A 22,670-nucleotide genomic window follows, 5' to 3' on the forward strand; every position below is an offset into this window, starting at 1 on the left:
CGTCGAAACGTTGAAAACACCGAGCGAGAAGACGCTACCGACTCTTACTACCGCAACGGTCTTCGTACGGAGCTGTGTGGCCGCATCGCGATGTTCGACGTTCACTATATTGCCACTTATGCTGTGACTTATGTCACAGCTTTTTTCATTAGAACATCCTAGATTTATATATATAGTAACTTGTTCTACCATAAGAAAAAGGTGGTCTTAGTTATGTTAAGTGCACGTACGATTGAGATCGTGAAAGCGACAGCACCAGTTTTAGAAGAACGCGGTAAGGAGATTACGACCTGCTTTTACAAGTTAATGTTCGCGAATCATCCGGAATTGCTAAATATTTTTAACCATACAAACCAAAAACTTGGTCGACAACAGACAGCACTTGCTAACGCTGTGTTTGCAGCGGCGGCCAACATCGACCAGCTAGAAGCGATCCTGCCGGTAGTTAAACAAGTCGGACATAAGCACCGCAGCCTTGGCGTGCTTCCAGAGCATTACCCGATAGTTGGAAAACATTTACTGTTGGCGATGGAAGAAGTATTAGGCGGGGCGGCGTCAGACGAAGTGATCGCCGCGTGGACGGAGGCGTACGACGTCATTGCGGGGGCGTTTATCGAGGTGGAGCGCGACATGTACCGTCAAGCAGCTGAGCAAAGTGGCGGTTGGGCCGACTTCAGACTGTTTGTCGTCGAGAAAAAGGTTCCAGAAAGCGACGTCATTACCTCCTTCTATTTAAAACCGAAAGATGGCAAAGCGATCGCACACTACGAGCCAGGCCAATACATTAGCGTAAAGTTAAACATCGAAGGCGAGAAGTATACGCACATTCGTCAATACAGCCTCTCCGCCGCACCGGGACACGACTATTACCGTATAAGCGTCAAACGGGAAGACGGGGGCGATGTCGCCGACGGGGTTGTCTCTAACTATTTACACGAACAGGTGCAAGAAGGTGACGAACTACTTCTCAGTGCACCTGCAGGCGACTTTGTCCTCGACCTCGAAAGTGAACGTCCACTTGTCCTCTTAAGCGGTGGGGTGGGATTGACGCCGCTCGTCAGTATGTTGCATACAGTCGTGGCACGACAACCTGAGCGTCCGGTCACATTCGTCCATGCCGCGTTAAACGGAGACGTGCACGCCTTGCACGAGGAAGTATCCCAGCTTGCAGCAGCGCACGACAACGTCAGCTACTACGTCTGTTACGAAAAGCCGACGGCATCTGACCGGGAAGCACAAAATTACGACAAAGAAGGGTTCGTCGATCTCCCGTGGCTACAGTCGATTATACGTGATAACGAAGCAGACTTTTACTTTTGTGGACCGGTGCCGTTTATGCAGGCGATGAACAGTGCGCTCAAAGCGTGGGGTGTGCCCGAAGAACGCCGCCGCTTTGAATTTTTCGGCCCAGCGGACGACTTGGAAAAAGAACGTGTAACGGCTTAAAAGTTTGAAAAAGTATAACTTATGGCGTAAAAAAAGCACAGGCTGTCGCACTATTTAGCGGCAGCTTGTTATTATTTTCTGGCTCAGATATTTTCCACGGGTACATCACGGGAACATATCGGGGGAAGCGACGTATACGTTTGTCGTCAAGGTGAAGTGAATAGGGTCTTGTACTTAAAAGAGGTAAAGGTAAGACGATCCGATTTGTCAAGTCTGTTAAAGTCGCCGATCAGTTGATATGATGAAGGTGAGGTGGATGCAACATGAACCGTGATCACTTTCGCGAACTGACGATAACGACCCTACAGTCCGGCACTGTGAATATCCCGCATGGCTTGTTAAAGTTTTATAAAAAACTGCAGTTGTCCGACGTAGAAGCAATGCTACTCATTCACATCTTTTCTTTTCAAGCGAACGAAGGAAAAAGCTTTCCTACTATACACGAGTTACAAGAGCGTATGACTGTTCCCGAACACGAGTTAGTCCAGTCTTTGCAACAACTCGTTAGCAAACGTTACATAGGGATCGTCAATGACACCGACGCACAAGGGCTGCGCACAGAGCGGTACGACTTACAACCGCTGTATGAAAAATTAGCGGATTGTTATACCGCAGAAGGGAGTAAACAGCTCGCAGAGGCGCAAGAAGCGCGCGAAACGGGAATATTGACGACATTCGAGGCGGAGTTTGGCCGCCCCTTATCCCCAATGGAATGTGAGACGTTAGTTAAATGGTTAGACGAAGACGGGCTGCCCGACGAGTTGATTTTGGCTGCTTTAAAAGAAGCGGTCTTTGCTGGAAAATTAAACTTTCGTTACATTGACCGCATTTTGCTAGAGTGGAAGCGGAACCGCGTGCACACCGTCGAACAGGCGCAACAGTACGCCCGCAATTTCCGCAAAAAAGGGGCGATCTACCAAGGCGTTACGCCGCGGCGAGAAACGGACGATTTTCCGTTTTACAATTGGGTGAAATCATAAAAACTACCTCTCCTGAGGCGATAATAGCCAGCTGTACCCGTGACCAAACTTAAATCAGGCCATACAATTATATGAGAGTACCTAGCGTAGTAACCTCTCTGGTCTAGTATCTAACTCACGGGTCATTCAGGAGTGGTTCTATGAAGCAAAATGTCGGCATTTTACTTAGTGCAACGAACTTAAAGGCGTGTTTAGCGGGCAAAAAAACGTACGAAGTTCTCGCACTGTATGAAAAATACGCACAGGAACACGCGATGCACCCCGTCTTTTTCTCCTTGTACGATATAGATTTTGATCGTTTGCTCGTGAACGTCGCCTCGCGCCGCGGCTACCATTACGTCCGCCACACCGTGCCGCTCCCGTCAGTCATACACAACCGCACCCGTTTAAGCCCGCGGTATGACGGGCTACTCAAGCGGCTGCTCGCCGTCCCACAAACCGACGTATTTAACGGTAGCAATTACTTTAACAAGTGGCACGTCTATCGCACGCTATGCACCAGTCGGGAATTGTGTCCGCACCTGCCGCAAACGTCTCGTCTGACTCCCGAAAACGTCGAACGGATGCTGAAGGAATATGCGGCAGTTTATGTGAAGCCGTTCGCCAAAAGTTTAGGGCAAGGGATCGTTAAATGTATGCTGCTTAACGATGAGAACGTGCAACTCAGTTGGCAAAAAAGCGGTGCCATTCACGAGCGAGTCCTCCCGCAAGAAGACGTCCTCGCGCTTTTACAAAAAAAGTGTGGCAGCCGCTACGTCATACAACGCGCAGTCCCGCTCATTCAGCTTGCGGAGCGGCCGGTCGATTTTCGCGTGTCCGTACAAAAAGGGGTTGACGGCAAATGGGGCTTATCAGGTATAGTCGCCCGGCGCGGCATCGCGCAAGCGATCGTGACGAATGTCGCCGCCGGCGGCACGTGTTGTCGTGCACTTCCGGTACTCGAACAGCTTTTCCCGAAGCGGGCGGTGGGAATTTATGAACAAATGGGGCAGCTCGGCATCCGCATCGCGACCCACTTAGCGCAAGGTGATCGGCGCTGTGCCGATCTCGGGTTGGATCTCGCTGTCGACGAGAAAGGACACATTTGGTTTCTCGAAGTGAACGGGCGCGATTTGCGCATTACGTTCCGGCACGCCGCGGAGTGGGAGATGTGGCATAACACGTTTCGCCGTCCACTGGCGTACGCGTCGTTTTTATTGCAGCAGCAGCTGCAAACCCGGGCAGGCGCCGCGCGGGCAGCGAGCAGCAAATCCACGGTTATAGGCGAGTTGAGCGGCGGTGATGGGCCATGCACGAGTGGCCAGGCCGCAGCGGCAAGCGACGAGCAACGCATGAGCGACGAGTGGCAGACGAGTAAAGAGCAACGTAACGGTGACGAAAAGCGCATCAGTGTAGAGCGACGTACGAGTGACGAAAAGCACACCGACGAAGAGCGATGTACAGGTGATAAGAGGCGCTCCAATGTAGAGCGACGTATCGGGGGCGAACGACGTGCCCGTGATGTCGGTGAGGAGATGGCGGTCACTATTTTAACTCCCGGTGCCTTTCCTGTCCCTGCGGGCCGCGGGGGATCGGTGGAGACTGTCGCCACCCGGCTAGCCGAACAACTATTTGCGCGCGGCATCCATGTACAAACGGTTGGAACGTCCGATGTTCCTGGGCACGAAGGCGGTGCCGCACACGAGGACGACTCTGCGCACGAGGACGGTACCGCGAACGGGTCTCCGATCGGCTTAATCCGTGTGCCCCGGAAAGCGAACTATTTGCTGCACGCCATTGGCCAAATGCGCCGTTTTCCGACATCGATTGTGCAAGTGGAAAATAGGCCGAAATACGTTCCCGCGTTACGGCGAGCGTTTCCTCACGCCCGCATCATTCTTTCGCTGCACTCACTGACGTATTGCCGTCCGGCGGTGCTTTCGCCACGCCAGCTACAGCGCATTTTTGCCGCCTGTGATCGCGTCGTTGCTAACAGCCGCTTTTTACAACGAGAACTGCAAAAATTAGCACCCCGCTACGAACGAATCGTCACCCACATCCATTTGGGGGTCGCGCAGGACACGTTCAGACCCATCGACGAGACGCAGACCGAGCGGCAAGCCGAACGGCGACGTTTGCGGAAGACGCTTTCGCTCGCGAACGAACCGACAGTCCTGTTCGTCGGGCGCCTCATCCCGCAAAAAGGTGTCCACCGTCTCATCGCCGCCATGGAACGCGTTCTTGTGCAAGTGCCCAACGTCATGTTAGTCGTCGTCGGCGGGAGCTTTTACGGTAGAAATACAGTAACGCCTTACGTGCACAAGCTAAAGCAGATGGCCGAGAAGCTAAACGGACGCATTCGCTGGGTGCCGTTCGTCTCCGCAGAGGACATTCATCACTATTATACGGTCGCCGACGTCGTCGTGACACCGTCGCTCGGCAGTGAAGCGTTCGGCCTTGTGAACGTCGAAGCGATGGCCAGCGGTTTACCGGTCATCACTTACGACCGCGGGGGCATTAGCGAAGTCGTCGTACACGGAGAGTCTGGTTATGTACTCCCCGCCAGGTCGTCGGTCGGCCAGTTGGCGGAGCGGATCGCGGCACTGCTAACCGATGGCACGTTGCGGAAACGGCTCGGGATGGCAGGGCGTCAGCGCACCCTAGACATGTTTACTTGGGAACGTGTCGCTGCCGATTACGAACAATTGTACCGAGATGTCCTCCAGCACGCGGCCGATCGGAAGTGTGCCTCCGCTAGTATTAGTTAAAAAAATGAGATAACTGCCTACAGGTAACTGGTGTTCACACACAATCTTTAAACGACACGTCTAAACGACACGTCGTCACGTTGTGAACACTTACCGGTAGGCAGTTTTTTTGTGTGCAAAAAAGGCAAAAAAATAAAAGCTGTTAGCGGTCAACAGCTCATTTGTATTCATTCGTTACTTTTTAATGCTTTCACCAATTTTTCGAAGTGCCATTTTCGCGATGCTTTAAAATAAATGATACTGTTAGGCGGTGCGTTTTTTAAATAGTGGAGAGCACTGTCCCGCGTGGAAAAGTTGGCTACCTTCTGCTTGCTATAACCTTTAGCGATCGCGGTGCCAGCAATCTCCTTCGCTTTCGATCCGACGGTGACTAATTGGTCGACGGGATGGTTGGCGATGTATTCCCCGACGCGCTCGTGGGCGCGGTGGGAATAACTGCCGAGCTCCAACATATCGCCGAGGACGGCAATCGAGTAGCGCTTTTTCGCGACGGCGGTTAGCACTTGCAGACCGGCAATCATCGCTGTCGGATTAGCGTTCCACGCGTCATTAATGAGCAGAGTACCCTTTTTCCCTCGCACGAATTGTAGCCGCATGCTCGGCTGCTTATATTCGGCTAAACCGCGTTGAATAAGAGCCGGATCAATGCCCATCGTGTAACACATTCCGATGGCAGCAAGCGCATTGTACACGTTGTGCACGCCAAAGACCGGAATGCTGAAGGCGTACGGTTTGTTATTAAAACTGACTTGAAAGGTCATGCCGTTAGACGCGTAGCGCACATTCGATGCCACAATGTGCGCGGAACGGTGCATCCCAAAGCGGAAAACTCTTGCCTCGGTGCGTTCAATGCGTAATTGCCTAGAGCGCGCGTCGTCCGCGTTTAGGAACAGTACACCGCCGGCACGCATCCCGTCGACGAGTTCTTGTTTTGCGCGCAAAATGTTTTGTGATCCGCCGAGACTGCCGAAGTGGGCCTCGCCGACATTCGTCACCGCACCGAACTGGGGACGGACGACGCGGCACTGGCGGGCAATGTTGTTCAACGATTTCATGCCCATTTCTAATAACAAGACGTTGTGACCCGGAGAAAGTCGGCACAAATATGTCGGTAAAAAACTAACTGTATTCAAGTTGTTCGTCGTCGCTACAATCCGGTATTTCTTTTTTAAAACCGAAGCGATCATCGCGATCGTCGTCGATTTTCCCGCACTGCCGGTAACGGCAGCGACCTTAACTGGGATCTGCCGAAAATTCCACAGTCCTAACCGCCAAAAAGCGAGATAGGGATCTTTCGTTTCTATAACCGCACACTCTTTCGGAAAGGCAAGGCGGCTATAATGACTCGGAACGACGACAGCGACGGGAACAGCCTGTCTTACAGCAGCCAGTTGTTGGTCGACTGCCGTTTTTTTACCGAAGAAATACACTTGCCGCCGGCTAATGTACTTCGGTTTGCCGTAATTGACGACAGATACGGTGCGATTTTCGTCACCGCGAATCATCTTGCCGCTTATGACGCGACACAGATGGCGGAGTGATATCGATTTCAGGAGAAACGCCCCCCTCACACGCTTTGTGGCGTGAACGTTTACTACTCAACTTATAATATGGTTTTTTTGGAAAGGCAGTGTTAGGTCCTACGCCCATCTTCGCGCAGCGCATGGGGTCACGTGCGGAAATTAAGCCGTACAAAACGCGCGCAGCCATCCACCCGCATACGATAATAGCGATCTTGACGAGGGGGATACAGTGATGAAAGGGGTCATTTTGGCGGGTGGGACCGGTTCGCGGCTTTACCCGCTGACAAAAGTAACGAATAAGCACTTGCTCCCGGTAGGTAAGTACCCGATGATTTATCACCCGATTGCAAAGCTCGTCGCCGCGGACATTCGCGACATTATGATTATTACGGGCACCCGGCACATCGGTGACGTCGTCCGCTTACTCGGCAGTGGGCAGGCGTTTTCGGCTCAGTTTACGTATCGCGTTCAGGACAAGCCGCAAGGCATTGCTCAAGCGCTGAGTATGGCCCGGACGTTTGTCGGTGGAGAGCGGTCGGTCGTGTTGTTGGGGGACAACGTGTTTGCAGACGATTTGCGACCTTACGTCGACAAGTTTCGCACCCAAGCGCGCGGCGCGAAGTTGTTGCTTAAAAAAGTGGATCACCCCGAGCGGTTCGGAGTGGCAGAGCTCGCACAAGGGCGGGTCGTTTCGATTGAGGAAAAACCGTCCCAACCGAAAAGTTCTTACTGTGTGACTGGTATTTACATGTTCGATGCGCAAGTGTTCGAGATGTTCGACACACTCGAGCCTTCAGCGCGCGGAGAATACGAAGTGACAGACATCAATAATTTATACATTAAGCAAAACGCGTTAACGTACGATATTTTGTCTGGCTGGTGGTCGGATGCTGGGACCCACGAGTCGCTCTTGGCTGCGAATGCATACGCGGCAAAGACGGAATTACCGTTTCCTGCTGCCGAGTGACTAGCGTTATCTATAAATTAACAGTGGGAGGGTGACCGTGAAAATATTAGTAAACGGCGCCGGTGGGCAGCTCGGACGGGAAATCGCTAAGAGGCTAAGTTCGGTGCATTGTGTGCGCCCTTTTACGCGAGCAATGTGGGATGTAACCGACGAGGCGGCGACACGGCAGATTGTCGAACGGGAAGCGCCGGACGTCGTCGTGCACTGCGCCGCCTATACGGCAGTCGATCAGTGTGAGAAAGATGCGGCGACGGCGTTTGCCGTCAACGCATACGGCACGCGCAACGTTGCGGCAGTGTGTGGCGAATGCGGCATTGCACTCGCCTACATTAGTACCGACTACGTCTTCGACGGAGAAAAAGAGGCGGGTTATGACGAGTGGGACACGACGAGGCCGCTTAACGTCTACGGACGCTCAAAAGAAGCGGGGGAGCAGTTCGTGCGCCAGTTATGTCGCTCGCATTTTATTTTGCGCACCGCCTGGCTGTACGGCGTTCACGGTAACAACTTCGTAAAAACGATTGTCGCCAAGGCGCGGAAAGGCGGGGATATCGCCGTCGTCAATGACCAGACCGGTTCCCCGACATATGCCGGACACCTTGCGGCCAAAATCGGTGAGCTCGTAGCTACACGCTATTACGGTACGTACCATCTCGCGAATCGTGGCTCGTGTACGTGGTATGAGTTCGCACAAAGTATCGTCGAGCGGTTACGACTGAAGGCTCGCATCTTACCAATTTCGTCACAGGAACTGGGGCGCAGCGCACGCCGTCCGCGTTTTTCTACGCTGCAGTCGCTAAGTCTAGCAGCGCAATGCATCGCTTCGTTGCCGCACTGGCGGGAAGGGATGAGCGCCTTTTTGCAAGAATGGGAAGGAAAAAGCGGGGAGTGTCATATAAAATAACATAAACTTCTTTGGATTTAGGTGAAAAGCCGTGCACATTATTCGCGTTGTCTCTTCTAGGGACAAACAAAACTCATCGGTTCTTACACCGAAGGAAATACAACGAATACAAGCGGTTACTCGAACGAGACAATCGCCGAAAACGCACCTTTCTGGGGAAACCGTCGTTGCAGATGAACAAACGGCAACTACTGGCACTGCACGCGTATGGGAGAACTTGCGTACAGCATTGCAGAAAAAAGTAGCTACGCGGGCTTGCGACGGGCCTGTCGTCCTGCAGTGGGAACGTATGTTGCCACAGACATGTTACAGCGAAAAAAATGTCGTAGCCTGCGCTCACAACGTGTACCACGTGTACGTCATGTGCCACTTGCGCGACTTACCGCGCGATTTTCCGCAGCGAACGCCTGCTTCACACGTCGTCGTCCCGAATTATTTTTCACGCGAAACGTTACGTCGACGCGGTTTACGACGGGTAACGACCATTTTTCCGACCGTTAGCCGCCAGGTGGCACGGGTAAATCGTAGCGAGGTGCTGTCCGAGTCGCGAGAGACTACCCGGGAGACAGGCGAACAGGGAGGGAAGGGACTCTGCGGCTCGCTCACGATCTTGTTGCCCTTAGTCGCGACGACGAACCGCTTGTGGAACGGTGTAGGCGAGCTGTCCCGTTACCGTCATAAATTTCATTGGTTACTCGCCACTGGCGCGCATGGGTCGACTTGGCACGATTCGTCTCCAGTAGCGGGCGCTTCGCATCTGTTCGCAGCAAAGGCACAAATACGTTCCGAGGCTAGTCGCGTGCCAGCTGCACTGCGCAAAAACGTGCGACGGACGGTGTGGCGGCTGCGGCAAGCGGGGCATACGGTTACATACGTTGCGGCGTCTGACGTCGCGGCTTGGAATCGTGCGGACGTCGTCATAACCGACCAAGTGCCCGACGTTTCGCTCAACCGGTTACACCTCCATGCGATGGCGTTACGCATACCGATCGTAACGACCATGTGTGGCGATCACCCGGAATTGGTCAAACATATGCATTCGGGCTGCTTGCTATCTTGCGAACGTTTACAATCGGACTTAAGTGCCTATTTACGTCTGCTGGCCAAAGAGCGGCAGATGTTGCATCAGTTCGGGTGCAACGCCTTTGCCTTATACGATACGTATTACCGTGACACGCATATTGCGGCACAGTGGCTCGCCTTGTACGAATCACTCACATAAAATCCCGAGTTACTCATTGCCAAGTTTTTCGGCATAAATTTCTATTACTTAGTTTGGCATAATGTTTTATGTCATTTAGTAGTGGGAGTGTAGAAATAAATGAGGCGAAGGAGGGCGCACCATGGTCAGAACGCTCGTCAGTATCGTTATTTTGACACACAATGAATGGAAATACACGAGCTTGTGCTTGCGCAGCTTGCAGCAACACACCGATGCCGCACACGAAGTGATCGTCGTAGACAACGGCTCCACCGATGAGTCGCTTGCCCATTTACGGCAGTTACGAGATCGCGGGCGGATTCGCCTACTAGAAAACGACGTTAACCGGGGATTTGCCGCAGGGGTAAACTGCGGCATGGACGCAGCTAAAGGGACCTACATCGCGCTGTTAAATAACGATACCGTTCCTTCGCACCGATGGCTGGACAATCAGTTGCAACTGTTGCAGCAGCGGGAAGGCGCCGGGATCGTCGGTCCGCTGTCTAACCGCGTGCTCAAACGGCAAAAGTTGCGCACAGATCTGACGTCGCTAAGTGAAATTCACCGTTTTAGTCAGCAGCACAACCGTCCCGATCCGGCCAAGTGGCGCAAAACGCCATTACTGTCCGGGTTTTGCATGGTGTTGACGCAAGAGCTCGTCCGGAGCATCGGTTTGTTCGACGAGCGTTTCGGTGCAGGGACGTATGAGGACAACGATTACTGTCGGCGTGCGCTGGGAGCGGGTTTTACATGTTGGATCGCGGGGGACACGTATGTGCACCACTTCGGCAACAAAAGTTTTAGCCGACGCGGTCGGGCCGAATTCCAAAAAATACTGCGCCAAAACCGACAGTATTATTCGTATAAGTGGAGGAGGAAGTGAGTCGGTTCAGGTTTTAAACGCGTAGCGCAGTGACGAGTTGATTTAAACCGGTTGCGTGGGAAGCTTTGAAATAGACGACCGTCCGCTGAGGCATGTGCTGCCTAAGAAAGTTGTGTGCTTGTCTGACCGTTTCGAACGAATAAATGCGCGCAGCTGGCATGCCTTTTTTTTGTGCGCCGACGGCGACTTGGCGCGCCTGTTTGCCGATCGTGACGAGTGTGCCGATCTTTTTTTTCGCGATAAATTTGCCGACGCGACGGTGGCCTTGTTGACTGAGCTGTCCGAGCACGAGCATGTCGCCGATGACCGCCACCGTCGGTCGCCCGTTGGCCACGTGGTTTAAAACGCGCAACCCTTGAATCGCAGCCGTCGGATTCGCGTTGTACGTATCGTTAATGAGCAAAGATTGCTTAATACCGCGCATTTGTTGCAAGCGACGGTACGGTCTCTCGTAGTGGCGCAGTCCATGTTGAATCAGATTGTCGGGAACGCCGAGCTGTCTCGCCGCTGCGATGACGGCTAAGGCGTTGTACACGTTGTGCCGCCCAAAACTCGGAATGAAAAACGGTGTTCGCCCGACGGTAAACGCCATGCCACTCTGGACGTAGCGCACGTCGGTCGCGCGAACGTGTGCTGGCTTGCGGATGCCGTAGCGAATAATCGTGCCGCGAAACGACTGCGTCGACAGTTTTTGTGTGCCGCGATCGTCGGCGTTTAACAGGAGCGTTCCTCCCGCAACGACTCCGTCGACCATTTCTTGCTTCGCTTTCACTACCCCGGCGAGTGAACTGCCTAAATTGCCGGCGTGCGCTTCCCCGACATTCGTAATGATCCCCATCTGTGGGCGTACGACACGACACTGTGCGCGAATATTGCCGAAACTGCCCATTCCCATTTCCAGCACGGCCATTCGATGGCTCGGCGCGAGGCGCAGCAAGTGGTGAGGCACATAGGCGAATACATTCATGTTACTGTACGATTTCAAGGTGCGGTATTTACGAATGAGTACGGAGGCGAGCATTTCTTTCGTCGTCGTTTTGCCTGCGCTGCCAGTAATTCCGATGAAGAAGGCGGATGACCTGGCGCGCTGCCATTTTACTAATCGCCAGAACGCCTCATACGGGTTGCCGACGGCGATGACGGCACAGCGCTGCGGCATGCGTGCCACGAACGCACGAGTGGTGACGACGACCGTACAGCGCTCGTTATGCAGTGCCGTCAGCTGCTCTTGCACGCGTCCGGACAGTTGCATGAAAAAAGCGATCCCCGGGCGCAGCTCTTTCACACGCCCGTATAGAGCGCCGTTAATCGGTGCTACAGCGTTTCCGCGCAGCAGTCTTCCTCCCACGATGTTGGCTAACGAATGCACGTTTAACGGAAACATGTGCTTCACCCCACCAAAAAATGGTCATGTATCAACATATGTCGGCCGGTTTTGGCTGGTGTTAGATGCATATCTCGATTGGAGCGAGATCCTTCTTAAAGCAAACGTATTTGGGAAGGAGCAAATAGACGGTCGTCCCGGCGCAAAAAAGAGTTCCTGCGAATACATAGTAATAAGCCTGTAAAGGCGAGGAGGGGAGACGGTTTGCGAGGTATTGTCGTTCCATCGGGCATTAAACGTCCGTTTGCCCCGATCGACCGAGCAGTGTTGCGCGCGTTCCAAAAGTTACAAGTGGAAGTGACGCCACTCGCAGCGGAAGAGTCCTTTCGGGAGCGACTCCCGTCGTTAGTTGCTGACACAAATCCGGATTTCATCCTCGTGTTAATGGGCTGGCGTCTCGGCGCGGACAATTGGCAGCAGCTTAAACGCGTGCCGCGCATTCCGAAAATCGCTTGGATGACAGACGATCCGTATTACAGCGACTGGTCGCGCACCGTCGGGAAATACGTTGACGTCGTCTTTACGAATGAGTCGGCCGCGGTTCCCGTCTACCGTGCACACGGCTGTCAGTGCGTGCACCATCTGCCTCTCGGCGTCGATCCAACCGATTTTTTTCCTCGCCAAACCGTTCCGGCGCGGTACCACAGTGACGTTTTAGTGTTAGGGACCGCTTTTAACAACCGCCGCCGCTGGGTACGACAGTTACTGCCCTACCTGACTCGTACAAAGCTCTGCCTCGTCGGCCCGGGATGGGACCGTGCCGACGTGTTCCTTAAGTCGCCTGCGCGGGGGTGCGTGCGAAAACGCGTCGTTGTGCGCCCGCACTGGGTGTCGGTTGCCGAAGCGAATAACTACTACAACGGCGCCAAAATCGTCCTCAACTTAAACCGCTCGCCGCGGGACGAGTATTTAAAGCTTAACCGGGCCGGGGTGGCAGCGAATACTCCGAACAACCGGACGTTCGAAGTCGCCGCTTGTGCCGCTTTCCAACTCGTGCAATACCGACCCGATTTATCTTCTCTTTATCCAGCGCAAGATCGTAGTGGAAAGTCACGTATACTTTCGTTTCGTTCGGTCGGTGACGCGATTCGCTTAATGACGTACTACTTGCCGCGAATTAAACGCCGAGTGGCAATCGCTACGGACGTTTACCGGGAAACGTTACAGGCGCATCAGTACGTGCATCGCATCGAGAAACTTTGTGCCGTTTTAAAAAAATTTCACCGCAGCGATCAGCATGATGTAACAGTAACCGGTGAAACAACGCCTTTATAACCGACATGGGGTAACAACTATAAAAAAAACGTTTTTTTGGGTGAAAAGGTGGGCGAGGGACGTTCCTGCCGCCTCCTGTCCACCGTAAATTGTTTCTAGATGACGTTTAAATATTTTGAACGCATATAAAGGAGACAACAGCTGTGAAACAATGCGGAGTTACTTTGTGGTTGACCGGTTTGTCCGGGGCAGGTAAAACGACGATCACTCAACAGGTTGAAGTCATTCTTCGAGAACGCGGCGTTGCTGTGGAACGGTTAGACGGCGATGTCGTCAGGCAGTATTTGACGAAAGATCTCGGGTTTAGCCGCCAGGACCGTTTGACGAATGTCGAACGTTCAGCGTTTGTCGCAGATTTGCTCTGTAAACACGACATTATCGTTCTCGCCGCCTTCATTTCACCGTACCGAGAAATGCGGGACAGAGCACGGGCAATCATTCGCAGTTTTCGCGAAGTATACGTCAGTTGTCCGTTAGAGACGTGCGTCGACCGCGACGTTAAAGGACTGTACAAAAAGGCGTTAAACGGGGAAATCTCCCAGTTTACGGGGATTAGCGATCCGTATGAGCCACCGTTAAACCCCGATCTCGCGCTTCAGACCGACCGTGAGACGGCCGTGGAGAGTGCCTTAAACGTCGTGCGCTATTTGGAGGAAAACGGCTTTATTCCGAGGGAAGACGCCTAGAAAAAAACATGAGGGAACGTTGTAGCTACAACTTGATCGAATGACATTGAAATAGGTGGTACGTATGCGAAAAAAAGTAGTCGTTATCGGCTTAGACTGCGCCGCCCCCGACCTCGTGTTTAACGAGTGGACAAAGAACCTGCCCCATTTACGGCGCCTGATGGCGCACGGTGTTTACGGGAGGCTACGTAGTACGAATCCGCCAATAACTGTTCCGGCGTGGGCGTCGATGGTAACGAGTCAAGACCCCGGGCAACTCGGGATTTACGGCTTCCGCAACCGCGGCAGTTACGATTACGCGAATGAGACGATCGTCGACAGTCGTTCATTGAAGGCACCGGCAATTTGGGACATCCTCGGGCGGCGTGGCTATAAGTCGATCGTCCTCGGCGTGCCACCGTCATTTCCACCGAAATCGCTCAACGGCTGTGCGGTTTCTTGTTTTTTGACACCAGGTACGCACACGACGTACACGTATCCTAAAGAGCTTGCGGCCGAAGTCGTCCGTGTCGTCGGCGACTACGCATTCGACGTCGAAAACTTCCGTACCTCTGATACGTCCCATATACTAAAGCAAATTTACGCAATGACCGAAAAGCGCTTTCGGCTCGCGTCACATCTCGTGCGTACGAAGCCGTGGGACTTTTTTATGATGGTCGAGATGGGGACGGATCGTATTCATCATGCCTTTTGGCACTATATGGATGAAAAACACGTCCTTCACGTCCCACACTCGTCTTACCGCCATGCGATCTACGACTACTACAAATTTGTCGACGGACAAATCGGCCAGTTGCTGTCACACTTCCCGCCGGACACGCTCGTGCTCGTCGTTTCCGATCACGGGGCAAAGCGGATGGACGGGGGGTTCTGCTTGAATGAGTGGCTCATACGCGAACGGTTGCTCGTCTTGAAACAGCCTGTGCAAACAGTGACCCCGCTTACGGCGGACATGGTCGATTGGCGCAAGACGCGCGCCTGGGGACAAGGTGGCTATTACGGACGCTTAAACTTGAACGTGAAAGGACGAGAACCGCACGGGATTATACCGTCAAACCGCTACGAAGTTGTACGCAACACGCTTATTGAGAAATTGCGCGGCCTAGAGACGGAAAACGGGAAACCGCTACCGACAAAAGTGTTTAAGCCGAGTAAAATATATCGGCGCACGAGAAATATTCCACCCGATTTACTCGTTTACTTCGGCGATCTGTATTGGCGCGCAATCGGCAGTGTCGGGCATAACACGTTGGACGTTTACAAAAACGACATCGGGCCAGACGGGGCTAATCACGATTATGAGGGGATCGTCATCGGTACTTATTTAAAGCGACTGCAGAGCCAGTCTCAGCAACGATCGCAGCGACCCACACGCACAAACAGGAGTAGCCTCCTGCAAAAGGCCAGCATTTACGACATCGCGCCAACTGTGTTGCGTCAGTTCGGCATCGCGGCGACGCGAGCGATGCGCGGAAAAGTGCTGCCGCTTCTCGCAAATAGTGTGTAATCTGTACCACATTTAGCAGCCTCTACTAAAAAAACCGTCGCCTAGGGAGGGTGCCTAGGCGACGGTTGCTTGCGTATGCGTCCTGTAGCATACGGGTGAGTTTAATCGAACTCCGTTGAATTTAAAACTGAATCACCTTAAAGCCGATTAATACGACGAGTACTAATACGATAATAAAGAGGAGCCACGGAACACCCATTTTTGCCCCGGGTTGTCGTTTCACGCGTCCGAGCGTCGCTTCCATGATCGCGATGAGTACAACAGCTAACAGTCCTTTAATGACAAAGACGAAGGAGAAATTGTAACGGTATAACATAACCGCACCAGAAATTAGCATCACTAAGTATAAAAGGCGCAAAATCATAGACGTTACTTTGGCACCGGACTGGCTGTCTTTTTTGATCAACGCGTAAGAAACGATGAACATGATGACCATGAGCAGCCAGCCGCTTTTATGTAGGGTTAAAAACAAATCTCCAGACATGTACTCTTTCCTCCTGTGATCGATTGTTTAAATTATTTTTCTTGCCATTGAACGTCTGATCGTCGTATAGTGGTCCTCTACATTCCGGCATGATCCACCTTCCATATCGTAACATCATTATACATAGAAAGCTATGTCATATGAAACAATCACAACAAAAATGTTGAATAATAGTCACATAAACAGAACCGATTAATACCCCATGTCACTGAGCCGCTGTTTCACTCGCTCCTCTTCAGCGACAGTTAGCGGATGCAACTGTGTTTTTTGCCCCCTGGCGAGCGGATCGCCGGTCTTATGTTTTCGCCGTAACCGCATGACCTCCGCTTCCAGCTGCCGATTCAAGCGCTTGACGAGTTGCGGCTGTTTCCTAGCGAGATTGTGTGTTTCTCCTGGGTCGCGTGCTAAGTCGTACAGCTCGTACTTCGGATTGCCGTACACGTCTTTAGCTAGCGACTTGATTAACTTCCACTCCTGCGTACGGATCGCGCGCTTCAGCTGCCAGTTGGCTTCACACGAGAGGGTAAACGGACGCAACTCCTTGCGCTCGCCGCGGACGAGTGGCAAGAGCGATTTTCCGTCAAGGCGCAAGGCGTATTTCCCCAATTTGATTCCAGCGATGTCTAAAATTGTGGGCAAAATGTCGGCGTGTTGTGCGAGACCTTTCACGCGTTTATTGGGCGGAAGCTTGCCCGGAAGGGCGAGAATAAACGGGACGTGCACCGTCGCCTCGTACAACCCGTGGTGGTCAAAATAAATGTGGTGTTCCCCCAGGCTTTCGCCGTGATCGGCGACGATCGCGATCAGTGTATTTTCAAGTAAGTGTAATTCATCCATCACGCCGAGCAACCGTCCGATGTTGTCGTCGAGGTAGTTAATTTCCGCATCGTATAAGGCGCGAATGTACTCGGGGTTGTTTGTGCTGTTCGACCATTTGTCAAACCAACTGTAGAGCGGTTCGCGCATGACTGTTTTCAGCTCCGGGCCGTCTATGCGCAGCGGCACATCTTTGGTGAACAGTTTTTGCCAAGCTTGCGGCGGGTTATACGGAAAATGAGGATCCCAATAGTGGAGGAATAAGAAAAACTTCTCGTTTTGATGCCGTTTTAACCACGGGATTGCTAGTTTGTTCACGTCCTCGGCTGTCGCCAAAAAATGAATGTTGCGCTGTTTGCCGGGGTCGACATACGTATCGTACCCGCGGGCAAACCAACGGTTGACCTTCGTCGTTAAGCGGTGGTTGTTATCGACAGCGCCCGTCGTATAGCCGTGGCGGTTGAGAATTTGACTAAGCGCGATGAGGCGATGACTAATTTTTTGCGGCTTCATGTTGACGACACCGTGCGCAATTGGGTTTTTCCCAGTTGTCATCGTGACGAACGAGCTTTGCGTGACGTTGTTTTCCGCGATCATATTTTCGAATAGCACACCTTTTGCCGCTAGCGCGTCGATGTGTGGTGTCGTCTGTTGACCGTAACCGTAACAGCTCATATGGTCAGCGCGCAACGTGTCTAGGGCAATCAAGACAATATTCATTCCATGTCACCTGCCTATTAGAGATACGACATGCCCAATTTGTTAGGCATTTCCCTCATGCATTGTATGCACCTATTTTAGCTGGCGTTCAACACGTCACCACACAGCTGCGAAACGATGGCGATCGATTCCGCGTGGTCAGATGACGGTTTTTCCTCGCCGGCGAACTCCTAAAAACGACAGGGAATAGGATGAGATAGAAGACACAGAGAGACAGGAGGAGTGCCATGCGCCTTTTTTATATCTCTTCTGGCTGCGGGTTTTCCTTCAGTCCGACTTTGACAGCCGAAGACGATAGCATTATTCGCGCGTTTCGCCAATTAGAAAAGGAGCGCGCAGGGTTTAAACTACAGACGTTTTTGCTGAAACGAGAACCTCTAAACCAATTGTTGCCACGCATTCGCGCGTTCCGCCCCGACGTCGTGCTAGTGTTAAAAGGCTTCCGCTTTTCCTACACACTCGTGCAAGCCATCCGCCAAAGCGGTTACCGGATCGGTGTTTGGTTAGTCGATGACCCGTACCGCCTACAAACGCATCAAAAAATTACTGCACCATATCATTTTGTCCTGACGCAAGAAGCGAGTTGTGTACCCGTTTACCGGCAGAGCGGAAAGGTGAGCCTACACATGCCGCTTGCCGTCGACCCGCAGAAGTACTATGCGAAAAAGATCGTACCGAAAAAATACACGTCAGATATTTGCTTTGTCGGCAGTGGCTTCCCCGCGCGGATCGCCTTGTTCGATAAGTTAGCCCCTTTTTTGCGAGAAAAAAAGACGATCATTATCGGGCAATGGTGGAAGAGGTTGCGGACGTACCGTGCACTTAAGCAGTGCATCCTCAATCGTCCCGTACCGCCTTCAGAAGTGACGAACTATTACAACGGGGCGAAAATTGTGCTCAATATTCATCGGACCGCAAACGACCGGGGGGAGAACGTTCGCCACGTTCCAGCTGTGACGCCGAACCACCGCGCGTTCGAAATTGCCGCTTGCGGCGCTTTTCAACTCGCCTCGCACCGCAAAGAAACGTTTCGCTATTTTAAACGAGGGGAGCTCGTCACCTTTAACGATTGGCGCGACTTACAGCAAAAAATCGACTATTACTTGCAGCATTCCGAGAAGCGCACAGCCGTCGCCAGTCGCGGCTGGATCCGCGCGCGCACTGATCATACGTACAAAAAGCGGCTCACCGATTTAATTGAACATCTGAACGCCTACGTACTCGCCGAAACAGGGAGAGGGGAGCGAGAGTAAGGCGCGAAAAAAGAACCCGACCTGCGTTGTGGCAGGAGGGTTCTTTTACATGTTTGGCAATCACCTGCTCCCTTTCGTTTACAGGCGGCGTCCTTACGTGCCTCAATAAAGCTTGCCGATCTGGTGTTCGTCGTGGTGAAAGTCAGACCCGCCGGTGACGAAAAGCGCGTACATTTCTGCTAAACGGAGGAACGCGCGCGTATGTTGGGGGGTGTGGTTGCGGTGCCACACTTCAATGCCGTCGAAGCCGAGGCGCAGCAGGCGGTGTAACAACTGTTCATCGCCAATATAGACGGGATGGGCTAACACGGCCTGGCCGCCCGCTTCGCGAATCAGGCGAATCCCTTCCGCTGTCGTCATTTCTTTCTTAGCGACAGCCGCCGGTTTTCCATCGCCTAAATACGTATCAAACGCTTGCTGTACACTGGTAACGTATCCTTTTTTTACGAGTGCTTGCGCAATGTGGGGGCGGGCGACGACGCCGTCCCCACTAAACGCCTTTACTTCAGACGAGGTGAGCGGCATGTTAAGAGCCGCGAGTTTTTCGATGATTTGCTGTGCGCGCGTTTCGCGAAAGCGGCGAAATTCGCCGAGCGCCTCGTGCAACTCGCGATCGCGCGTCATGTTGTAACCTAAGATGTCGACGTTCCTCCCGTTATACGTCGTACTAATTTCTACTCCGGGGACAACGTCGACGCCGAGTGCGCGTCCGGCGCGTCGCGCTTCGTCAACGCCAGCTAACGTATCGTGGTCTGTGAGCGCGATCGTCTGTACACGCGCCTTTTTAGCTAATTGTACGACCTCTGACGGCGCGTATACGCCGTCGGAAGCCGTACTGTGCAAGTGGAGATCGAACGTGCCAAGTGTCAAACCGCCGATAATGTTCATCTTTTATTCACCCTATCCGCGTGTTCATCGTACGAATCCCAACCGAAATCGATGCCTAGTGTTTCGTACAGTTTCTCGTTGTACGGTTTAAAATAACGCTGTAGCTGCTTTTTTATGTTCGGAGGGAGGGGCGCTTCGTAGTTTCCTTTTTGGTGCACTTTGTCCGTGCGAAAGCGGCATTTCGGCAAACCAAGAAAGGATGTCACTTTTGCTAGCGTTTCCTGCGGCCGACAAAAGAAAGTTTCACTTTTAATAAACAAAAATTGCTCGCGCGGAAACAACTCAAGCCACGGCTTTAGTAACGTGATGTATTTCCCGCGCTGCAAATAAGAGTAACGCCGGTAATTGACGCTTTGGTAGTCGTGATCGTTAACCATCCTTTTTCTTTCGCCGCGCAAGCGCTCCTTTTCACGCGTAATCGCTTCGCGAAAAGAGAGCGGCTCATGTTTTCGCTTAACTTCATGATAATAGTGGGAATACGCTCTGTCGACAGGGTTTCGTAGCAATACGATCAATTTGACGTGCGGCGCGGTTTCCTTTATTCTGGCAGCTGTATGCGGATACGCCATGTAATACGGAGTCGCTTCGCCAGCCAAGACTCGTCGCTTGTTTTTATTAGACGGCACTTTAAACTGCTTTCGATACCAATCCATCCCTTTTTTAAACTGGTAGTCAAAAAAGTGCATTTCTTTTTTGGGGGCAGGTACGATGCGCGGATGTTGCGATAAATAACGGTAAAGGGAGGTCGTTCCTCCTTTTTGTACACCGATGATGAGAAAATCGGGGATCGTCTGATTCATGCGTCATCCTCCATCTTAAGGAGACTAAAATTACTATACTGTACGTCGGCAGTCTGTCAGGCGATTGCACGTTCAACTAGGGAAATATCCTTTTAGGCGGGGAAAATAACCGTTTTGGGTATGCCTAAATACATTGACCTATCACTAGTTTTATAGTGCGAACATAACTTAAGATTAAGTAATGGGATGTCGGGAGGTCTACGCTTTAATGGCACAAAAAACTAGGGCTATTTGTATATTAGGTATGCATCGCAGCGGGACATCGATGATTACTCGTGCTATCAATTTGCTCGGAGTCTATTTAGGTCAGCCTCGCGACCTTTTGTCTCCGGCCCAAAGCAATCCCGAAGGATTTTGGGAGCATAAAGGTGTTGTAGAAATAAATAAGAAAATATTAAAGAGGCTGTCGACGTCATGGGATACGACGCAACCTCTTCCGAAAAGATGGTGGGATAATCGAGACATCCGTCCACTGCGTATACAACTCGCTCACCTCGTACGGCGCAAACTTGCGATAAAACCTCTTTGGGGGTGGAAAGATCCGCGTACTTGTCTGTTGTTACCGCTGTGGAAAGCTGTCTTAGCCGATCAAAACGTCGATCTAAGTTACATCATCATTGTGCGCAATCCACTTGACGTCGCAGCATCCCTTTGGAAAAGGAATAAATTCCCTATAAAAAAGTCACTCGACATTTGGACCTTATATACGCTATCTTCGCTCGTTAGAACGGAGGGAACACCTCGCGTCGTCGTACACTACGACCGCTTCTTGGAAAATTGGGAGACGGAATTGCGCAACGTCACGGACGCCTTGCACATTCGCTGGCCACACCGAGAAGAGCACCTGCGGCGAACGATGAACAACTTTTTACAGCCGTGTTTGCGCCACAGCAAAACGTCGATCGATCGACTAGAAAAAGGTAAAAACGTACCTAATCTCGTCGTCAAGACGTATCGTCTGTGCCTGGAGGTCGAACAGTCGGCCGCTACTCTCGATTCGAAAGATTTTTCTCACGATGTCAGCAAACTGTACAGTCGCATTAAAAAATAAGCGAAGGAGGGGAGGGGTCGTCCGTGCGGCTGTTATTTATCACTTCCGGGAGAACGTCGCTCTCCCATCTCGATCCAAACATGATTGACGCGTTTCGTCAACTGAGCCAAGAAATGGGTCGGTTTCAATGCGACGTCTTTCATTACAAGGCAGAGTCGCTTAAGTGGCTTACGGAAAAAGTGCGGTGCAAGCGACCAGACGTTATTCTCGTATCGCGGGGCTACTGGCTGCCGTCGTCCATCGTTTCCCACTTGCGGACGTTCGGGATTCCGCTAGGGCTGTGGGTCGTCGATGACCCGTACAACATCCGCATCCACGAACGCCTCGCTCAGCCATATCACTTCGTCGTTACCCAAGAGGCGAGTTGCCTATCGCATTACCGCCAAAAGAACAAACGCTGCTTATATCTTCCGCTAGCTGTCAACCCGAAAAAGTACGCTCCCGCGCGCGTGTCGGCAAAATATCGTTCAGACGTTTGTTTTGTCGGCAGCGGCTTGCCGGAGCGCATCCGCGTGATCGATCGCCTTGCACCGTTTTTGCTACAAAAAAAGTTCATCCTCATCGGCCGGTGGTGGGAGCGGCTCACTCGTTACGAGCAACTGAAACGACATATCGTCAACCATCCGATCGCGCCGCGAGAAGCCGCCTACTACTATAACGGGGCGAAAATTGTCCTCAACATTCACCGTACGGACAACGACGTCGGCGACAATCCGACGCGCATTCCTTCCTTTACGCCGAACAACCGTACGTTTGACATTGCCGCGTGCCAGGCGTTTCAACTCGTTTCTCACCGCCGCCATCTCAATCGCTTTTACGAGCTAGAAAAAGAAATTGTCTCTTTTAAAAACTTGCCTGAGTTAAAGCGGAAAATCGACTATTATTTGGCACACGACGACGCGCGCGAAACAATTGCCGCCAGAGCTTACGGGCGCACCATCGCGGAGCATACGTACGTCGAGCGGCTGCGTCCGTTCGTGCGAGCACTTGAACGCATCTTTGTAACAAACAGTAACGGCTCAACGAAAGCTGATCGGTGAGCCGTCATCTGTCCTCGTTGTGGAAAATAACGCTTTCGTCTATAGCACCTCGTGCAGTCGCACCATATGATGTGGCAAAGCATACAGGCGTTGCAGAGAGGATCGGTTTTTGACG

General features: G+C 52.2%; 19 protein-coding genes. 13 read left to right on the top strand and 6 right to left on the bottom strand.

What is annotated here, in order from left to right; translation table 11 throughout:
* Positions 1-213: 213 nt before the first annotated feature.
* From hmpA to BN1247_RS06750, 3 genes are all read left to right on the top strand, one after another.
* Complete coding sequence (gene hmpA, locus BN1247_RS06740; protein ID WP_054949698.1) at positions 214-1,446, top strand: NO-inducible flavohemoprotein; 1,233 nt, start codon at positions 214-216, stop codon at positions 1,444-1,446.
* A gap of 263 nt (positions 1,447-1,709) precedes the next feature.
* Positions 1,710-2,426, top strand: coding sequence for a DnaD domain-containing protein (locus BN1247_RS06745; RefSeq protein WP_074011067.1), 717 nt, complete (start codon positions 1,710-1,712; stop codon positions 2,424-2,426).
* A 140-nt stretch (positions 2,427-2,566) separates the two neighbouring features.
* A complete protein-coding gene (locus tag BN1247_RS06750) occupies positions 2,567-5,173 on the top strand; it encodes a YheC/YheD family protein (RefSeq protein ID WP_054949699.1) in 2,607 nt (868 codons plus the stop codon).
* Positions 5,174-5,340: 167 nt separating this feature from the next.
* Here BN1247_RS06750 and BN1247_RS06755 read toward each other — a convergent pair whose 3' ends face one another.
* Positions 5,341-6,678, bottom strand: a complete 1,338-nt coding sequence (locus BN1247_RS06755) for a UDP-N-acetylmuramoyl-tripeptide--D-alanyl-D-alanine ligase (protein WP_054949700.1) — start codon at positions 6,676-6,678, stop codon at positions 5,341-5,343.
* Between the two features lie 250 nt (positions 6,679-6,928).
* Here BN1247_RS06755 and BN1247_RS06760 point away from each other — a divergent pair, with 250 nt between their 5' ends.
* The 4 genes from BN1247_RS06760 to BN1247_RS06775 all read left to right on the top strand — a co-directional run bounded on the left by BN1247_RS06760 (position 6,929) and on the right by BN1247_RS06775 (position 10,651).
* Complete coding sequence (locus tag BN1247_RS06760) at positions 6,929-7,663, top strand: sugar phosphate nucleotidyltransferase (RefSeq protein ID WP_054949701.1); 735 nt, start codon at positions 6,929-6,931, stop codon at positions 7,661-7,663.
* A 37-nt stretch (positions 7,664-7,700) separates the two neighbouring features.
* Positions 7,701-8,567 carry a dTDP-4-dehydrorhamnose reductase gene (rfbD, locus tag BN1247_RS06765; RefSeq protein ID WP_054949702.1) on the top strand — a complete coding sequence of 289 codons (867 nt, stop codon included), beginning with the start codon at positions 7,701-7,703 and terminating at the stop codon, positions 8,565-8,567.
* 31 nt (positions 8,568-8,598) lie between these two features.
* Entirely contained in the window at positions 8,599-9,789 is a 1,191-nt protein-coding gene (locus BN1247_RS06770; protein ID WP_054949703.1) for a glycosyltransferase, read from the top strand.
* Between the two features lie 121 nt (positions 9,790-9,910).
* A complete protein-coding gene (locus BN1247_RS06775; RefSeq protein WP_054949704.1) occupies positions 9,911-10,651 on the top strand; it encodes a glycosyltransferase family 2 protein in 741 nt (246 codons plus the stop codon).
* Positions 10,652-10,664: 13 nt separating this feature from the next.
* Here BN1247_RS06775 and BN1247_RS06780 read toward each other — a convergent pair whose 3' ends face one another.
* A complete protein-coding gene (locus tag BN1247_RS06780; protein WP_082415829.1) occupies positions 10,665-12,035 on the bottom strand; it encodes a UDP-N-acetylmuramoyl-tripeptide--D-alanyl-D-alanine ligase in 1,371 nt (456 codons plus the stop codon).
* A gap of 204 nt (positions 12,036-12,239) precedes the next feature.
* On the opposite strand from BN1247_RS06780, the gene BN1247_RS06785 reads away from it, so the two are divergent.
* The 3 genes from BN1247_RS06785 (at position 12,240) to BN1247_RS06795 (ending at position 15,503) form a co-directional block, all read left to right on the top strand.
* Positions 12,240-13,310 carry a CgeB family protein gene (locus tag BN1247_RS06785; RefSeq protein WP_054949705.1) on the top strand — a complete coding sequence of 357 codons (1,071 nt, stop codon included), beginning with the start codon at positions 12,240-12,242 and terminating at the stop codon, positions 13,308-13,310.
* Positions 13,311-13,453: 143 nt separating this feature from the next.
* A complete protein-coding gene (gene cysC / locus BN1247_RS06790; RefSeq protein WP_054949706.1) occupies positions 13,454-13,996 on the top strand; it encodes an adenylyl-sulfate kinase in 543 nt (180 codons plus the stop codon).
* Between the two features lie 64 nt (positions 13,997-14,060).
* Positions 14,061-15,503, top strand: a complete 1,443-nt coding sequence (locus BN1247_RS06795; RefSeq protein WP_082415830.1) for an alkaline phosphatase family protein — start codon at positions 14,061-14,063, stop codon at positions 15,501-15,503.
* A 121-nt stretch (positions 15,504-15,624) separates the two neighbouring features.
* On the opposite strand, the gene BN1247_RS06800 is transcribed toward BN1247_RS06795, so the two are convergent.
* Together BN1247_RS06800 and BN1247_RS06805 are read right to left on the bottom strand one after the other, a co-directional pair.
* A complete protein-coding gene (locus BN1247_RS06800; protein ID WP_054949708.1) occupies positions 15,625-15,987 on the bottom strand; it encodes a DUF1516 family protein in 363 nt (120 codons plus the stop codon).
* Positions 15,988-16,179: 192 nt separating this feature from the next.
* Positions 16,180-17,523: a sulfatase family protein gene (locus tag BN1247_RS06805; RefSeq protein ID WP_054949709.1), complete on the bottom strand. Its 1,344-nt coding sequence runs from the start codon at positions 17,521-17,523 to the stop codon at positions 16,180-16,182.
* Between the two features lie 227 nt (positions 17,524-17,750).
* On the opposite strand from BN1247_RS06805, the gene BN1247_RS06810 reads away from it, so the two are divergent.
* Positions 17,751-18,776, top strand: coding sequence for a CgeB family protein (locus BN1247_RS06810; protein WP_054949710.1), 1,026 nt, complete (start codon positions 17,751-17,753; stop codon positions 18,774-18,776).
* Between the two features lie 102 nt (positions 18,777-18,878).
* Here BN1247_RS06810 and BN1247_RS06815 read toward each other — a convergent pair whose 3' ends face one another.
* Complete coding sequence (locus tag BN1247_RS06815) at positions 18,879-19,664, bottom strand: PHP domain-containing protein (protein ID WP_054949711.1); 786 nt, start codon at positions 19,662-19,664, stop codon at positions 18,879-18,881.
* On the bottom strand, positions 19,661-20,464 hold the full coding sequence (locus BN1247_RS06820) for a sulfotransferase domain-containing protein (protein ID WP_197278546.1): 804 nt from the start codon (positions 20,462-20,464) through the stop codon (positions 19,661-19,663). Before BN1247_RS06820 ends, BN1247_RS06815 begins: the two co-directional genes overlap by 4 nt.
* 208 nt (positions 20,465-20,672) lie before the next feature.
* On the opposite strand from BN1247_RS06820, the gene BN1247_RS17640 reads away from it, so the two are divergent.
* Complete coding sequence (locus tag BN1247_RS17640) at positions 20,673-21,515, top strand: sulfotransferase family protein (protein WP_147675199.1); 843 nt, start codon at positions 20,673-20,675, stop codon at positions 21,513-21,515.
* A gap of 23 nt (positions 21,516-21,538) precedes the next feature.
* Positions 21,539-22,555, top strand: a complete 1,017-nt coding sequence (locus BN1247_RS06830; protein ID WP_054949713.1) for a CgeB family protein — start codon at positions 21,539-21,541, stop codon at positions 22,553-22,555.
* Positions 22,556-22,670: the final 115 nt, after the last annotated feature.

Origin of the sequence: Numidum massiliense (assembly GCF_001375555.1) — a bacterium.
GTDB lineage: Bacteria > Bacillota > Bacilli > Thermoactinomycetales > Novibacillaceae > Numidum > Numidum massiliense.

Bases quoted from the DNA above. Each gene is read 5' to 3' on its own strand.
- BN1247_RS06780 (WP_082415829.1), bottom strand. From the start codon at position 12,035: ATGTTTCCGTTAAACGTGCATTCGTTAGCCAACATCGTGGGAGGAAGA.
- BN1247_RS06745 (WP_074011067.1), top strand. From the start codon at position 1,710: ATGAACCGTGATCACTTTCGCGAACTGACGATAACGACCCTACAGTCC.
- BN1247_RS06805 (WP_054949709.1), bottom strand. From the start codon at position 17,523: ATGAATATTGTCTTGATTGCCCTAGACACGTTGCGCGCTGACCATATG.
- hmpA (WP_054949698.1), top strand. From the start codon at position 214: ATGTTAAGTGCACGTACGATTGAGATCGTGAAAGCGACAGCACCAGTT.
- BN1247_RS06800 (WP_054949708.1), bottom strand. From the start codon at position 15,987: ATGTCTGGAGATTTGTTTTTAACCCTACATAAAAGCGGCTGGCTGCTC.
- BN1247_RS17640 (WP_147675199.1), top strand. From the start codon at position 20,673: ATGGCACAAAAAACTAGGGCTATTTGTATATTAGGTATGCATCGCAGC.
- BN1247_RS06815 (WP_054949711.1), bottom strand. From the start codon at position 19,664: ATGAACATTATCGGCGGTTTGACACTTGGCACGTTCGATCTCCACTTG.
- BN1247_RS06820 (WP_197278546.1), bottom strand. From the start codon at position 20,464: ATGAATCAGACGATCCCCGATTTTCTCATCATCGGTGTACAAAAAGGA.
- BN1247_RS06755 (WP_054949700.1), bottom strand. From the start codon at position 6,678: ATGATTCGCGGTGACGAAAATCGCACCGTATCTGTCGTCAATTACGGC.
- BN1247_RS06810 (WP_054949710.1), top strand. From the start codon at position 17,751: ATGCGCCTTTTTTATATCTCTTCTGGCTGCGGGTTTTCCTTCAGTCCG.
- BN1247_RS06750 (WP_054949699.1), top strand. From the start codon at position 2,567: ATGAAGCAAAATGTCGGCATTTTACTTAGTGCAACGAACTTAAAGGCG.
- BN1247_RS06760 (WP_054949701.1), top strand. From the start codon at position 6,929: ATGAAAGGGGTCATTTTGGCGGGTGGGACCGGTTCGCGGCTTTACCCG.
- BN1247_RS06795 (WP_082415830.1), top strand. From the start codon at position 14,061: ATGCGAAAAAAAGTAGTCGTTATCGGCTTAGACTGCGCCGCCCCCGAC.
- BN1247_RS06775 (WP_054949704.1), top strand. From the start codon at position 9,911: ATGGTCAGAACGCTCGTCAGTATCGTTATTTTGACACACAATGAATGG.